The organism is Paracoccus sp. 08 (assembly GCF_024105395.1).
In the GTDB taxonomy this organism is placed as follows: domain Bacteria; phylum Pseudomonadota; class Alphaproteobacteria; order Rhodobacterales; family Rhodobacteraceae; genus Paracoccus; species Paracoccus marcusii.
The window spans coordinates 36179-50770 of the sequence record NZ_WEKR01000008.1 but is presented as its reverse complement, the minus strand read 5'-3'; the positions used below and the strand labels follow the sequence as shown (position 1 = coordinate 50770).

At 68.1% G+C, this 14592-nt stretch carries 14 protein-coding genes; 3 read left to right on the top strand and 11 right to left on the bottom strand.

Annotated elements, in window-relative coordinates; translation table 11 throughout:
- Window positions 1–35 precede the first annotated feature (35 nt).
- Together GBO37_RS04235 and GBO37_RS04230 are read right to left on the bottom strand one after the other, a co-directional pair.
- On the bottom strand, window positions 36–926 hold the full coding sequence (locus tag GBO37_RS04235) for a rhodanese-related sulfurtransferase (RefSeq protein WP_252927419.1): 891 nt from the start codon (window positions 924–926) through the stop codon (window positions 36–38).
- 53 nt (window positions 927–979) lie between these two features.
- Entirely contained in the window at window positions 980–2575 is a 1596-nt protein-coding gene (locus GBO37_RS04230; protein ID WP_252927417.1) for an SLC13 family permease, read from the bottom strand.
- A 128-nt stretch (window positions 2576–2703) separates the two neighbouring features.
- On the opposite strand from GBO37_RS04230, the gene pncA reads away from it, so the two are divergent.
- Together pncA and pncB are read left to right on the top strand one after the other, a co-directional pair.
- A complete protein-coding gene (pncA, locus tag GBO37_RS04225; protein ID WP_252927414.1) occupies window positions 2704–3300 on the top strand; it encodes a bifunctional nicotinamidase/pyrazinamidase in 597 nt (198 codons plus the stop codon).
- A 59-nt stretch (window positions 3301–3359) separates the two neighbouring features.
- Complete coding sequence (gene pncB / locus GBO37_RS04220; protein ID WP_046000433.1) at window positions 3360–4652, top strand: nicotinate phosphoribosyltransferase; 1293 nt, start codon at window positions 3360–3362, stop codon at window positions 4650–4652.
- Here pncB and GBO37_RS04215 read toward each other — a convergent pair.
- The 6 genes from GBO37_RS04215 to GBO37_RS04190 form a co-directional block, all read right to left on the bottom strand.
- Window positions 4649–6079 (bottom strand): inorganic phosphate transporter, encoded by a 1431-nt coding sequence (locus GBO37_RS04215; protein ID WP_252927412.1) that lies wholly within the window; start codon window positions 6077–6079, stop codon window positions 4649–4651. The two genes, pncB and GBO37_RS04215, sit on opposite strands and share 4 nt — an antisense overlap.
- A gap of 6 nt (window positions 6080–6085) precedes the next feature.
- A complete protein-coding gene (locus GBO37_RS04210) occupies window positions 6086–6541 on the bottom strand; it encodes an NUDIX hydrolase (RefSeq protein WP_252927411.1) in 456 nt (151 codons plus the stop codon).
- Complete coding sequence (gene arfB / locus GBO37_RS04205; RefSeq protein WP_046000435.1) at window positions 6538–6957, bottom strand: alternative ribosome rescue aminoacyl-tRNA hydrolase ArfB; 420 nt, start codon at window positions 6955–6957, stop codon at window positions 6538–6540. The genes GBO37_RS04210 and arfB overlap by 4 nt, the downstream gene beginning before the upstream one ends.
- Before the next feature lie 75 nt (window positions 6958–7032).
- The gene (locus GBO37_RS04200) at window positions 7033–7884 is read right to left on the bottom strand and encodes a carbon-nitrogen hydrolase family protein (protein WP_252927409.1); all 852 of its coding nucleotides are present in this window, start codon (window positions 7882–7884) and stop codon (window positions 7033–7035) included.
- Complete coding sequence (locus GBO37_RS04195) at window positions 7881–8465, bottom strand: GNAT family N-acetyltransferase (protein WP_252927408.1); 585 nt, start codon at window positions 8463–8465, stop codon at window positions 7881–7883. Before GBO37_RS04195 ends, GBO37_RS04200 begins: the two co-directional genes overlap by 4 nt.
- On the bottom strand, window positions 8462–8863 hold the full coding sequence (locus tag GBO37_RS04190) for a ketosteroid isomerase-related protein (protein WP_045982671.1): 402 nt from the start codon (window positions 8861–8863) through the stop codon (window positions 8462–8464). The genes GBO37_RS04195 and GBO37_RS04190 overlap by 4 nt, the downstream gene beginning before the upstream one ends.
- Window positions 8864–9012: 149 nt before the next feature.
- On the opposite strand from GBO37_RS04190, the gene GBO37_RS04185 reads away from it, so the two are divergent.
- Complete coding sequence (locus tag GBO37_RS04185; protein WP_045982672.1) at window positions 9013–10401, top strand: phosphomannomutase/phosphoglucomutase; 1389 nt, start codon at window positions 9013–9015, stop codon at window positions 10399–10401.
- 28 nt (window positions 10402–10429) lie between these two features.
- Here the strand turns inward: GBO37_RS04185 and GBO37_RS04180 are convergent, their stop codons facing one another.
- From GBO37_RS04180 to GBO37_RS04170, 3 genes are read right to left on the bottom strand one after another with little or no spacing between them, the layout of a single operon-like run.
- The gene (locus GBO37_RS04180) at window positions 10430–11821 is read right to left on the bottom strand and encodes a hypothetical protein (protein ID WP_252927404.1); all 1392 of its coding nucleotides are present in this window, start codon (window positions 11819–11821) and stop codon (window positions 10430–10432) included.
- Window positions 11818–13521, bottom strand: a complete 1704-nt coding sequence (locus GBO37_RS04175; protein ID WP_252927402.1) for a beta-1,6-N-acetylglucosaminyltransferase — start codon at window positions 13519–13521, stop codon at window positions 11818–11820. The genes GBO37_RS04180 and GBO37_RS04175 overlap by 4 nt, the downstream gene beginning before the upstream one ends.
- Window positions 13518–14543: a glycosyltransferase family 2 protein gene (locus tag GBO37_RS04170; RefSeq protein WP_371927480.1), complete on the bottom strand. Its 1026-nt coding sequence runs from the start codon at window positions 14541–14543 to the stop codon at window positions 13518–13520. Before GBO37_RS04170 ends, GBO37_RS04175 begins: the two co-directional genes overlap by 4 nt.
- Window positions 14544–14592 lie beyond the last annotated feature (49 nt).

The window sequence follows — 14592 nt, the reverse complement described above, 5'->3', positions numbered from 1 at the left end:
GCGCGCCGAAGGGGGTATTTGGGCAAAGGAGACGTTCAGGCGTCGCGGTCGAACTGGCGCTGCCGCTCCCGGAACCGGGCGCGGTCGGCGTCGGAATATTCGTCGGCGCAGCGGTGGCAGCTAACGCCATCCTCAAATTCCGGGCGGGTGCGGTCCTCGGGTGCCAAGGGGCGGCGGCAGGCATGGCACAGACCGTGCCGCCCCTGCGCCAGCCCATGCGTCAGGCTGACCCGCTGATCGAAGACGAAGCATTCGCCCTGCCAGGTGCTGTCCTTTTGGGGGACGTCCTCCAGGTATTTCAGGATGCCGCCCTGCAGGTGATAGACCTGATCGACGCCCTGCGAGATCAGATAGTTGGTCGACTTCTCACAGCGGATGCCGCCGGTGCAGAACATCGCGATGCGCTTGCCCTGAAACCGATGCGCGTTGTCGGTCCACCAGGCCGGAAAATCGCGGAAGCTTTTCGTGCCGGGGTCGACGGCGCCCTGAAACGTGCCGATCTGGACCTCGTAATCGTTGCGGGTGTCGATCACGGCCACGTCGGGCGCGGCGATCAGCGCGTTCCAGTCGCGCGGTGCCACGTAATGGCCGGTGGTGGTGGACGGGTCCATGTCGGGCTGGCCCATGGTCACGATCTCGGCCTTGAGCCGGACCTTCATGCGGGCAAAGGGGGGTGCGTCGGCGGCGCTCTCCTTCCAGTCCAGGCCCGCGAAACCGGGCCAGGCGCGGATGTGGTCCAGGACCGCCAGGATGCCCGCGCGCGGGCCCGCGATGGTGCCATTCACGCCCTCGGGCGCCAGCAGCAGCGTGCCGCACAGGCCCTGCGCGCGGCACAGGTCCAGCAACGGTCCCTGCCGGGCCGCCGGATCGGCCAAGCGGGCAAAGTGATAGAGTGCGGCGACGGTGAGGGGGGTTTTGGGCAGCATGGGCGTGGCCTTATCGCGGCCACGCCCCTTGGCGCAAGATCAGAACGCAGACCCTAGAAGGTCAGGCCCAGGGCCAGACCGCCCAGCAGGTAGGTCAGGCCGGTGATCAGCAGGATGCCCACGACGTTCAGGACGAACCCGCCCTTGGCCATCTGGGCGATGGTCACGGTGCCGGTGCCGAACACGATGGCGTTGGGCGGCGTGCCCACCGGCAGCATGAAGGCGCAGGTCGCGGCCAGCGCCGCGGGGATCAGCAGCGTCATCGCATCGGCCCCGATGCCCAGGGCGACACCGCCCAGGATCGGGATGAAGGTCGCGGCGGTGGCGGTGTTCGACGTGATCTCGGTCAGGAACAGGATGATCGTGACCACAGCCGCGACCAGCAGGATCGTCGGCAGCGAGCCCAGACCCGTGACCTGCTGGCCGAACCAGCCGTCAAGACCGGACGACGCCACGGCCGATGCCAGCGACAGGCCGCCACCGAACAGCAGCAGCACGCCCCAGGGCAGGCCGGCTTCGGCGTCCTTCCAGTCCAGGACCATCTTGTCGCGCCCCTTGCCGGGCAGCAGGAACATGGCCAAGCCCGCGCCGATGGCGATGGCCGTGTCGTCCAGGTTGCCCAGCCACGGGGCCGCGGCCTCGATCGCGGGGATCGAGGTCAGCAGGCCCGGCACGATCCACAGGAACGCCGCGCCCAGGAACACCGCCAGGACCATCTTCTCTCCCTGGCTCAGGGCGCCCAGGGCGCGGACCTGATCCTCGATCATCTGCTTGCCGCCGGGGATCTCCGGCAGGTCGAAACGGTACAGAACGCGGGTCATCAGGAACCACGCGATGAAGATGAAGATGAAGGCCAGCGGGGTGCCCAGCACCATCCATTCCAAGAAGCCGATGTTGCGGCCCAGTTCGTCCGAGGCATAGCCCGCGACGATGGCGTTGGGCGGGCTGCCCAGCAGCGTGCCCAGGCCCCCCATCGACGCGGCCCAGGCGATCGACAGCACCAGGCAGACGCCGAAGGCGCTGATGTTGGGGTCCTTGACGACATCGGTGATCGTGCCGCCGGCCTTCATCGCATCCTCGGCGGCGGCGCCGTCCTGGCGCGATCCGCGTTCGACCACCAGGGACAGGACGGACAGGCCGATGGGCAGCATCATCAGCGTGGTGGCGGTGTTGGACACCCACATCGACAGAAAGCCGGTTGCCAGCATCATGCCCAGGACGATCCGCCGGGGCGCCACACCCACCTTGCGCAGCGTCAGCAGCGCGATGCGCGTGTGCAGGTGCCATTTCTCCATCGCGATGGCGATCAGGAAGCCGCCCAGGAACAGGAACACGATCGACGACGCATAGGGCTGCGTCGCCTGGCCGACGGTCGTTTCCGTCAGCGCCGGGATCAGCACGATCGGCAGAAGCGCGGTGGCCGACAGCGGGATCGCCTCGGTCATCCACCAGATGGCCATCAGCGTGCCGACGGCGGCGACGATGCGTGCATCCTCGGACAGCCCCTCCTGTCCGCCCAGCAGCAGCCAGACGATGCCGGCCATCACCACCCCAAGCGCCCGCAGCACCCAGATCATCTGCGCAGAGCGGGTCGGGACCTCGTTCTCGTCATATTCACCGGGGTGGTGCAGATCGTCCTGTATCCCCATCGTGTCCTCCCTTTTCGTGCGACATCTTCTTGCGGTCAGGGTATGGCAAAACCGGGTCCGCGACCACCCTTGACGACCGGCACCGCCCGGCGGTCTAGTGGCGCCACACCGAAGCCAAGGCGGACCGGATGACCCAAGCCCTGATCGTGATCGACATGCAGCGCGACTTCTGCCCCGGCGGTCGGCTGGCCGTGGCGGGGGGCGACCAGATCGTGGCGCCGATCAACGCGATGATGGCCGATTTCGACGCGGTGATCTTGACGCAGGACTGGCATCCGGCCGACCATGCCAGCTTTGCCGACAACCACCCGGGCGCCGCCGCCTTTTCGATGACGCAGATGCCCTATGGTCCGCAGGTGCTGTGGCCCGCCCATTGCGTGATCGGCACGCCGGGGGCGGAGTTCCACCCCGACCTGCAGGTCGACCGGGCCGATCTGGTGCTGCGCAAGGGGTTCCGCGCCGGCATCGACAGCTATTCCGCGTTCTTCGAGAACGACCGCACGACCGCCACCGGTCTTGCCGGCTATCTGCGCGACTGCGGCATCACCGACCTGACCCTTGTCGGGCTGGCCCATGATTTCTGCGTCGCGTGGAGCGCGATGGACGCCGCCCGCCTGGGCTTTGCCACCCGCGTGGCGGAGGATGCGTGCCGTGCGATCGACCTGGATGGCAGCCTTGCCGCCGCGCGCGCGGCGATGCGCCAGGCGGGCGTCACGCTGGCCTGAGGGTTGCGCCCCCGCGCGGATCAAGGCACCAAGGGCGAAATGGTCAAGGAAACAGCGTCATGGCCGATATCGCCACGCGGGTCTACAATCACAAATGGAAGATCGACCCGATCGTCCGGTCGCTGATCGACACCGACTTCTACAAGCTGCTGATGTGCCAGTCGGTGTTCCGCAACAGCCCGGACACCACCGTCACCTTCAGTCTGATCAACCGCAGCAAGGACGTGCGCCTAGCCGACCTGATCGACGAGGGCGAGCTGCGCGAGCAGCTGGACCATGTGCGGTCGCTGTCCCTGACCCGCGGAGAGAGCACCTGGCTGCGCGGCAACACCTTCTATGGCAAGCGGCAGATGTTCCGCCCTGATTTCATGGAGTTCCTGGAAGGGCTGCGCCTGCCCGCCTATCACCTGGACAAGCGCGACGGCCAGTACGAGCTGACCTTCGAGGGCCCCTGGCCCCAGGTGATGCTGTGGGAGATCCCGGCTTTGTCGATCCTGATGGAGCTGCGGTCCCGCGCGGTGCTGAAGGACATGGGCCGGTTCGAGCTGCAGGTCCTCTATGCCCGCGCCATGACCCGCCTGTGGGAGAAGATCCAGGCCATGCGCGCCCTGCCCGACCTGCGCATCGCCGATTTCGGCACCCGCCGGCGGCACAGCTTCCTGTGGCAGGATTGGGCCGTGCAGGCGATGATCGAGGGGTTGGGCGACCGCTTCACCGGCACCTCGAACTGCCTGATCGCGCAGCGCCGCGACATCGAGGCGATCGGCACCAACGCGCATGAACTGCCCATGGTGCGCGCGGCCCTGGCCGATGGCGACGCGGCCCTGCGCCAGGCGCCGTATGACGTGCTGGCCGATTGGCACGAGGAGCATGACGGCAACCTGCGCATCATCCTGCCCGACACCTACGGCACCGAAGGGTTCCTGGCGGGCGCGCCGGACTGGCTGGCGGGCTGGACCGGCATCCGCATCGACAGCGGCGACCCGGCCACGGGCGCCGAGACCGCGATCCGCTGGTGGCAGTCGCGCGGAGAGGACCCGCGGGGCAAGCTGATCATCTTTTCCGACGGGCTGGACGTGGACAAGATCCTGGCCCTGCATCGGCAGTTCCACGGCCGGGTCAAGGTCAGCTTCGGTTGGGGCACGCTGCTGACGAATGACTTTCGCGGGCTGGTGCCGGGGGACGGGCTGGCGCCCTTCAGCCTGGTCTGCAAGGCGGTGGCGGCCGACGGGCGGCCCACGGTCAAGCTGTCGGACAACCCCGCCAAGGCCACCGGCCCCGCGGCCGAGATCGAACGCTACAAGCGCGTCTTCGGGGTGGGCGTCCAGCAGGCGCTGTCGGTCACGGTCTAGACCCCGGTCGCCCACAGCACCAGCAGACAGGCCAGCGCCCCAAGCGATGCCGTGATCGGCAGCGTTACCAGCCAGGCGGCGGTGATGGTCACGACATGGCTGCGCCGCACCAGGATGCGGCGGCGCGTCTCGTCCGCGGGCAGGGCCTCGGACCGGCCGCCGCGGCGGCGGTCCAGCCATTCGCGCGCAAAGCCCACGCCGAAGATGCCGCCGACCGCCACATGGGTGGTCGATACCGGCAGGCCCAGGGCCGATGCGCCCAGCACCGTCACGGCCGTGGCCAGCGACMCGCAAAAGGCGCGCCCCGCGTTCAGCTTGGTGATGCCGCTGCCCACCATGTGGACCAGGCGGCGCCCGAACAGCAGCGTGCCGGTGGCGATGGCAAGCCCTCCGCCCGCCAGCACCAGCACCGGGACCACGCCGATCGCGGTCGACATCCCCTGTCCGCGCAGGACCACCGACAGCGGTCCCGCGATGTTGCCCACGTCGTTGGCGCCATGGGCAAAGCCCAGGATCAGCACGGACATCACCAGCGCGGGGCGCAGCAGAGACTTGGTGCTTGGTTTACGCGGATGGCGCGCCAGTTCGCGCAGCACGCTGCGCCGCGTCAGCCACAGCGCGCCCGCCCCGGTCGGCGCGGCCGCCGCACAGGCGGCCAGTGGTCCCAGGTCCAGCAGCACCACGACATAGGCCGAAAACAGCGCCACCATCAGGCCGACCAGCAGCGGCAGCCACAATAGCGCCGCCCCGGCGCGGTCCGGCGCCTCGACCACCTTCAGGCGCAGCAGGATCAGCAGACCGCCGGCCAAGCCCCCCGCCACCACCGGCGTCACCATCCAGACAGATGCGATGATCGCCAGCGTCCCCCAGGCCACCGCCGACAAGCCCAGGGCCACCGCCCCCGCCCCCGCAATGCCACCCACGATGGAATGCGACGTGCTGACCGGCAGGCCGATGCCCGTGGCCAGGGTGATCCAGACCGCCGCCCCGATCAGCGCGGCGACCATCATCATCGGGGCGCGCCCGCCCTCGGCCAGGGGTGCCAGCTGGACGATGCCGCCCGCCAGACGGGCCGACACCGCGCCCCCGGCCAGCACCGCCCCCGCCACGCCCGCGACGGCGACCAGCGCCAGCCCGGGCAGCAGTCCGATGGCCCCCGCCCCGACCGCCGGACCCAAGGAATTCGCGACGTCGTTCGCCCCGATCGCCACGCCCAGCCAGGCCGCGACCACCAGCCCCGCCCCGATGGCCAGCATGCCGGGCGCGGCACCCGACAGCGCCATGACCATCAGCAACCCGCCCACCAGCGCCAGCACCGCCAGCCCCAGCCGCCAGACGGGACGGAAGGCATGCATCTGTGCGACCTCGGCATGGCCGATGCGGCCCAGATCCTTGTCCAGCGCGCGAAAGCCAGGGCGGTGCGTCATGCCGGCTTAGGCGGCATCGGGGCGGTCCAGACCGGCCAGGATCTGCTTGAGCCCCGGTTCGACCACCATGCGGGCGGCCTCGACCGGGGCGAACCAGCGACGCTTGCGCTGCCGGGCCTCGGGAAACCGGTCTGACACGCTGTCCACGGACAGCAGATAGACCCGCATCTCGACCGGGACGGCATAGCCCTGATCCTGCTGCTTTCTGTATCGGAAGCGGCCCAGTTCGGCCGGGCGGATGCGCCCGCGCACGCCGGCCTCCTCCCAGGCCTCCTGGGCTGCGGCGCCGGGAAGGGTGCGCCCTTCCATCGGCCAGCCCTTGGGAATGACCCAACGGCCCGTGTCGCGGCTGGTGATCAGCAGGACATTGCCGCTGGCCGGGTCGCGGCAGATCGCGCCGACCTGCATCAGCACCGGCCGCCGCCCCAGCAGCAGATCGAGGGTCCGGCGCCAGACGCTCATTCGTCCTCCACCTTGCCACGCAGGGACTTGACCTCTCCGCGCACCGACTTGGCCTTCAGCCGGCGGCGCTGGCTGCCCAGGGTGGGGCGGGTGGCGATGCGGCGCTTGGGCGCGACCAGGGCCTGGCGGATCAGGTCGGCCAGCCGTTCGCGGGCCAGTTCGCGGTTTCGGGCCTGGCTGCGGGTTTCCTGGGACAGGATCAGGACGGCCCCGTCCTGCGTCCAGCGCCGCCCGGCCAGCCGCTGCAGCCGCCGCTTGACCGGGTCGGGCAGGCTGGGGGATGTCGCGGCCTCGAACCGCAGCTCGACGGCGGTCTCGACCTTGTTCACGTTCTGCCCGCCCGGTCCCTGAGACCGGGTGAACTGTTCGGACAGTTCCCATTCCTGGATGGCGATGGTTTCGGTGACATGCAGCATGACCTTCAGGATATGGCGCGATCCGGGGTCAGTTAAAGCGCAAACCGGTTAATACAGTGTAAATTCCGGCTGTCCTCAGATCAGGCGACAGGGTTTCTGTTCCGGCCAATGCGCGAAGGGCAGGACCGCGCCATCCCTGCGGCTGACATCGACGCGGGACAGATCGACGGTCGCGCGCACCCATCCCGGTGCGTCCATCTCTCCTTCGGCGATGATCCCGGTCTCGGGCCAGAAACCGTCGGGCGGGCCATAGATCGCGGCGCGGCCCCGGTTCTCGTCCAGCGCGGGCATCCAGTCGCAGGGGCCGACGGTGGGCGCCTGGACCACGACGCACTGGCTTTCCAGCGCGCGGGCCATCGCGCCGATGCGCACCCGGCTGAACCCCGCAACTGTGTCGGTGCAGCTGGGCACCAGCAGGAGCTGCGCCCCGGCCTGCGCCAGCACCCGTCCCAGCAACGGAAATTCGCTGTCATAGCAGATGAGGATGCCGATCCGCCCCAGGGTCGTGTCGAAGATCCGCAGGCCGGGCGCGCCGGTGACATGCCATTCCTCGCGTTCGAACCGGGTCATGATCTGCTTGTCCTGGTGGCCGATCACCCCGTCGGGGCCATACAGCACCGCACGGTTGACCGGGCGCGCGCCGTCGAAGGCCGGCCCCGAGGCGCCCAGGATGTGACAGCCGTGCCGCGCCGCAAGGTCCGCATGCAGCGCCCTGACCTGCGGGTCCAGCGCCGCCACGGCATGCAGGCTGGCCTCCAGATCGCCGGCGACCGCGCGCCCGGACAGGGATGCCAGCTCCATCGCGCCGTATTCGGGGAAGACCAACAGATCGGCATCAGCATCGGAGACCCACCGTGCCAGCTTGGCGGCATAGGCGTCGAAGCTGTCGAACCAGTCGATCGGATAGGCGGCGGCGGCAATCTTCACAGCGGTTTCATCCAGAATTGCAGGGTCTTTTCGGTCTCGGTGGCCCGGCCCAGGTCCTTCCAGGCGAACTGCGCGACGACGCCCGGCAGGGGCGCATAGCCGCGCTTGCGCCAGAACGCATCCAGCGGCCAGTACTCGGCCGGACGCATCGGGTGATCCGCGGGACGGATCACGCTGCAGAAGGCTGACCAGCGTGCGCCCAGGGCGCGGGCGTGATCCTCGCGCGCGTCGAAGAACGCATGGCCCAGCCCGTGCCCACGATAGGCCCGCAGCAGCACCGATTCGGCGCAGTAGAAGATGTCGGACAGCGGTTCGGGACGATCCGCGAATGCCGCGCCGAAATCGGCGGCGTGATCCGACATCGGCGCGCCCGTGGCCGCCCCCACGATCCGGTCCCCGTCCATCGCGGCGACCACGACCGCGCCGGGCGACTGGTAGGCGCGCAGATAGTCGCGTTCGTAATCGGCGTCGCCGTCATACAGGTACGGCCAGTCGCGGAACACGTCGATGCGCAGGCGCGCCACGTCGGGCAGCGCGTCGGCCAGCGCATCGCCGGTCAGGACGCGGACCGCGACGCTCATGCGCCGACCTGGGCCATCCAGTCGGCCAGGTTGTAATAGGTGGTCACCCGCGCGATGCGGCCGTCGCGGATGGTGAAGAACGCGCCCGCAGGCAGGCGATAGGTCTGGCCGCGGGCCTCGGGCAGGCCGGGATCGGTCTTCAGATAGGTCCCGTTCACGACGAATTCCGCCGCCGCGCGGTCGCCCGCCTCGTTGGCCATGATGACCATGTCGGTCAGGTTTTCCCGATAGCTTTCGGTCATGTGGGCGTTGAATTCCGCGAACAGCGCGCGGCCGCGGCGGATCTTGCCCTCGTTCACGTGGTGCTCGACATCGTCATGCAGCAGCGCCAGCATGTCGTCGGTGCGCCCCGCGTTGAAAGCGTCGTAATAGGCGGCAATCAGGGCCTTGGCATCCATCGGGGTCTCCTTGCTTTTGCGCAAGGCTAGCGTGCCGAACGCGCGCCGTCACCTGATCCCAAGGTCCGAGGGAACCAATCCGGTCCCGGCGGCCTTGAAAAACGGTTTGAACCTGTTAGCGCTGATGCAAACAGGAACCGGAGGACTTCATGGACAATCGCGATCAGCTGGGCAAGCGCGAGATCACCTGCTTCAAGGCGTATGACGTGCGCGGAGAGCTGGGCAAGAACCTGGATGCGGACGTCGCCTATCGCATCGGTCGCGCCTTTGCGCAAGCGCGCGGCGCCAAGCGCGTCGTCGTGGGTCGCGACAGCCGCGAATCCTCGCCCGAACTGGCCGCGGCGCTGATCGAGGGCTTGACCGACGGCGGCGCCGACGTGCTGGACCTGGGCCTGGCCGGCACCGAGGAGGTGTATTTCCACACCGGCAACCAGGACACCGATGGCGGCATCGAGGTCACGGCCTCGCATAACCCGATCAACTACAACGGCATGAAGATCGTGGGTCGCGGCTCGGCGCCGCTGGACCCGGCGACCGAACTGCCGCCCATCGTCGATCTGGCCACCAACGGCGAATTCGCCCCCACCACCAAGGGCAGCGTCACCGATTTCAGCCATGCCCGCGCCGAATACGCATCGCGCATGGCCGATTTCGTCGATGTGGCCGCGCTGCGCCCGATGAAGATCGTGGTGAATGCCGGCAACGGCACCGCAGGCCCGACCTTCGACGCGATCGCCGAGGAGCTGGAGCGTCGAGGCGCGCCGCTGACATTCGTCCGGATGCACCACAACGTCGACAGCAGCTTTCCCAACGGCATCCCCAACCCCCTGCTGGACGAGAACCAGCCCCCCACCGTCGCGCGGATGAAGGAAGAAAAGGCCGACCTGGGCGTGGCCTGGGACGGCGATTTCGACCGCTGCTTCTTCTTCGACGAGAACGGGCGCTTCATTCCCGGTGAATACATCGTGGGCCTGCTGGGCGCGGCATTCCTGGAGAAGTCGCCCGGCGAGAAGATCGTCCATGACCCCCGCGTGATCATGAACACCCGTGCCATGATCGAAGAGGCCGGCGGCGAGGCCGTGGTGTCCAAGACCGGCCATGCCTTCATCAAGCGCAAGATGCGCGATGTCAGCGCGATCTATGGCGGAGAGATGTCGGCGCATCACTATTTCCGCGACTTCTACTATTGCGACAGCGGCATGATCCCGTGGCTGCTGATGATCGAACTGCTGTCGCGCAAGGGCATGACCCTGGCCGAGATGCTGGAAGAGCGGATGCGCCTCTATCCGTCGTCCGGAGAGACGAACTATACCATCTCGGACCCGGATGCGGCCATCGCGCGCCTGATCGAAACCTACGAGCCGCAGGCCGACAGCCGGGACGACCTGGACGGGGTTTCGCTGAACTTTGGCAAGTGGCGGTTCAACCTGCGCAAGTCGAACACCGAACCGGTGGTCCGCCTGAACGTCGAATCCGATGGCGACGCGGCGCTGGTGCGTGAAAAGCAGGCCGAACTGGCGGCGCTGCTTAAGGCGTGACGGGCAGGCGGGCCGAAAGGCCCGCCCCCTAGTCCGAAAACCCGAAGGCGATGTAGTCGCGCAGATATGCCTGACGCGCGGCCTGCAGCAGGACCTTGTCGCGCAGGAAATCGGGCATCGGCTGAACCTTCAGCCCCGCCAGGCGCGCGTCGTCGATCCCTGCCGCGCGGGCCAGCGTGGGCAGTTCGTCGGCGATGCGGTCCTCGCGGATCAGCATGTCGGGGCTGGCCACCCGGCTGAACCCGGCGATCACCTCGGACTGGCTGGCCCATCCGGCATGGGTGGGCAGCGTGGTCTGGCCGTTCAGGTTGCGTTTCAGGAAGGCCAGGAACTGTGCGAACAGCTCCAGCTGCGCCTGACGATCCATCCCCGCCAATGCCGCGTCCGGCAGCAGCGCCACCCGATGGACGTCGCGCATCAGCTGACGCAGTTCGGGGCGGCTGTCGGTCAGCAGCTGCCGGAACGCCGTCCAGGCCCGGTGCAGCGGGTGGCGCAGCACCGCAAAGCTGCGATGGCCGGGATGCTGGCGTTTCCACTGGCGCAGCCTGGTCTGGGTGAAATCGCCCGACACCGCGCCCAGTGTCGCCATCCAGTCGCGCACCGCATCCCCCGGCCCGCAGCGGACCGGCATGAAGATCAGCCCCTGACCCGCCTCGACCGCGGAAAAGCTAGGCACGGAGGGGCCGCGACGCGGTTCGAAATTCGGGATACGGCGCAGCATGAACGGGTCAATCTGCGCCAGGTCCGCCTGCATCTCGTCGAAATTGCGGACCTTGTCGGCCAGTTCGCGGGGGTTCTGGGGCACCTGGTCGCTGGCGGGTTCGACCCTTGCAATGTCGGTGCGGCCCAGCCAGTGGACCAGGCCGGTCATCACCTCGGGGTCGCGCAGGTCCTCGTATCCCAGCCAGAAGGCGGTCTGCCCGGTCACCTGCAACCGGTGCATCACGCGCAGCTGAAACCGCTCGACAGCCGCGATGGTGTCGCGGAACTCTGGCCCGTCATAGGTGATCGCGGCGGGGATCGGAGTCTCCGTCTCGTTCAGCTTCCACTGGTTCGTCTCGCGCGCAAGCTGGGTCGAGACATAGCTGTCCAGCGGGTTGCGGGTCAGCACGATCTTGGCGCATTCGGGGTCATGCATGATCGCGTCGAAGACCCGCGGATCGTGATCGTGGAAATAGCGGAAGCCCGGCAGATGGCCGGGCCGGTCGAACAGCCTGTCCAGCAGGATCATCGGGTCGGCCTCGCGCTGGGCGCGGGTGACGCCCTGCAATTCGTCCTTGTCGGGCCAGCCCATCATGTAGGGGTTGAACGCCTCGCCAAAGCAGGTGACGCCCCGCAGCGCGTTCAGCGTCGCCTCCAGCAGGTTCGAGCCCGTGCGCATCTCGGCGAAGATGACGAAGCGGCGGAACGGAACGGTCATTCGGCGGCGGTCCTTTCGGGAAGGGGGATGTCCGGCATGGGCAGGCCGTCGCCGAACATGCGTGGACGCAGCCCGGAATTGCGCAGCCGCCGCAGCAGCTCGGGCAGCCCGTGCAGGTCACGCATCTGCGGCATGTCGGTGGGCGCGTCCGCCAAGCGCGGCAGCTGGGCCAGCGACTGGAACAGCATCTCCTGGGGGCGGGCCAGGAAGTCGGACAGTTCATGGACATGCACGCGCGCCTTGACCCAGACCGAATTCAGCACGTCCATCTGCGCGATCTCGGCCCGCTGCAGCAGGGCCGTGACCCGGCGGATGTCGTCGAAGGGCATGTCCGATCGCAGCAGCGGCAGCATCCAGGCCCCGGTGACCACATGGATATGGGCGTTCGGGTCCGTGGCGATGAACCAGTTCAGCGCCTGGTTGTCGCGCGGGCTGAACTGGAACACCTGCATCCGCGTGGTGATGCGGATCAGCGCGGTCAGGAACCCGTGCGGGTCGCGGTCGCGGATCAGCGTGCTGGACGAGATCGCCCCCGGTCCGATCTGCGGGCGGCCGCCGAATTCCACCGTCTCGGGCCCCAGCAGGTGGCCGTGGACATCGGCATCGACCTGCGCGGACAGCCACCCCTCGAAGCCGGGAAAGATGTCGGAAAAGCCCTGGAACATCGCATAGGGGGCCGATGTCTTGCCGTTCTCGGCATCCTTGCGCGGAAAGCGCGACTGCATGTAGAGGCCGGGCCGCCCCAGCAGGCGGCGGCGCACCGTCCGGTTGATCAAGCGTTCGATCCGTTGGGGCTGGGGCGCGGACAGATCGGGGCGGGCACCGGCCGGACGCGGGAAATGCGCCAGAAGATGCGCGGCCTCGGGCCAGACCTTGCGCGCCACGAAGCAGCGCGACTCCTCCAGCATCAGGGCGTGGTCGTCGTACAGCTGATAGGGCCTGCCGTCATGGTCGAACTTGGCCAGGGTCAGCGAATGGCTTTCGATGCGGGTCGCGTGGCGCCGCGCCAGCGTCTGGAAATAGCTTTCGTCAGGGATCCAGACCATGCGGAAATAGCGGTCGAACTCGGCCCGGCGCGGATCGTCCAGGATCGCGCGCAGCGTCGTCACCGTCAGGCACCACCATTGCGCGCCCAGATGCGGGGTCAGCCCCTTGGGCAGCCTGCGGCGGATGCCCAGGCGGCGCTGCCAGTCGGTCAGGCGGTCGAACAGCCAGCGCCGCCTGCGCCAGTCCAGCGGATAGAACAGGGTAAAGCGTTCCTCGTTCAGACCGCCGACGGTCCAGCCGACGTCTAGCGCGCTGACGCTTTCGATATGGTCGCGGTCGGGGTCCTGCGCCAGGAACGCCGTCAGGTCGCGCACCGGGCGCAGCGGCAGGCAGGCCCCGGATGCCAGATAGACATGGGTGACGTCGGAAAAGCTGTCCAGCAGCAGCCGCGCCGCATCCTGGGTGGCGCGCACCAGGCTGAAGCGGCCCCAGTCGCAGGTATGGCGCCGCGACCAGACGATGCCGGGAAGGTCGGACAGTTCGACCTGCATCCGCGCCACCGACCGGGCCGAGGCCTTGGCATCGACATGGATCGCCACCCGTGCGCCGCCCTGGACCCAGATCCGCGCCATGTGGGCCGCCACGTCCAGGCGCGCATGGCACAGAAGCACCACCCCCAGCCTGACACGGCGCACCTCCACCGGGCCCGTCATGCCCAGTTCCCCCGGGAGATCAGCCCCAGATCCTCCAGTTGGCGCCAGTCGTCGTATTCGCGCGATTCGCTGCACCACAGGTCGGTGCCGCCGCGCAGCCCGGCGTGATACGCCTTGTATTCCTTGCTGTTGGCATAATGCTGGCGACGGTCCAGCTCCTCGGCGGACTTGTCGGCGAAGGTGGACAGGAACTTGGCGTGCAGCAGGCAGCCCGATGCCATCTCTCCGCCAGCCTCGTCATAGACCATGTTCAGATGGCGGGGCAGCAGCATGTGGGTCGAACTGACATAGGCATAGCGCCAGTCCCACCTGACCAGCGGGGTCTTGTTCAGCGCCGGGCCGGACAGGGGTTCGGCAGTGAAGAACTTGCGCGTGCGCGGACCGCCCTGGATCCACAGATTGCCGTAATAGGGGTTCTTGCTGATCGTATAGTTCGCCGGATCGAACCATCGGGCGATGGTGAACGGGTCCGTCCCCTCGGCATAAGGTTCGTCCTCGATATGGCCGCGGGGGTACATGTCCAGCAGCATGGCCGGAAAGCTGCGCCGCCCCGAGGCCTCCAGCCAGTCGGTCAGGGCGGGCAGCGGGCGCGAATCGCAATGCGGATAGATCAGGAACTCGTCCGGATCGACGGTCAGGCACCAATGCCCGTGGCCGTACTTCGCCAGAAGCCGGTTGATCCAGTCCATCCCGAACCGCGACCGCTTGTAGCCGGCATTGGTCCACCACAGTGACACGTCGGGCTGTTCGGCCAGGTAATTGCCGCTGCCGTCATCGCTGTCGTTGTTCACGAACAGAAAGTGATTCACGCCCAGGTTGCGGTAATAGTTCAGAAAGAACGGCAACCGCACCCGTTCGTTGCGCATCGTCACCAGGACCAGGATGTCGTTCTTGCGGATCTGGGCAGTGCGGTTGACCACGGGCCGCAGGGCCCGCCGCCGGTTGAACGCGCGCGCGATCAGGTACTGCCGTTCGGCCCTGCGCCGCAGGCGATCGGGGATCGGGAACCGGCCCATGCGCATCACGCGGACCGGCGATCGGCAGAAGATGTGCGGCGCGACGTCATGCCCT